Genomic DNA, 240 nt, shown 5'->3' on the forward strand with positions numbered 1-240 from the left:
CGACTGGCTGGTGCTGAACTACGGCGATCACCTGCGCAGCGTCTCGGACCAGCTGCTGCAACTGTTGGTAAGCCTGGAGAACCTGCTGCGCCTGCTGCCCTGGTGGTCACTCTTGCTGCTGGTCGGGCTGCTCGCCTGGCATGCCAGCCGCAGCGTACTGCGCAGCGTGGCGATGGTTACCCTGCTGGCCTTGATCGGCGTGCGCGGGCTGTGGGACAAGCTGCTGCAGACCTTGGCCCT

1 pseudogene is annotated in these 240 nt (G+C 65.8%); it reads left to right on the forward strand.

Annotated features, from left to right (window positions below):
• Window positions 1–240 (forward strand): annotated as a pseudogene (locus SB725_RS33645) (proline/glycine betaine ABC transporter permease); the annotation flags it as partial.

The sequence above is a fragment of the Pseudomonas sp. SIMBA_041 genome (assembly GCF_046535095.1).
Lineage (GTDB): Bacteria > Pseudomonadota > Gammaproteobacteria > Pseudomonadales > Pseudomonadaceae > Aquipseudomonas > Aquipseudomonas mucoides.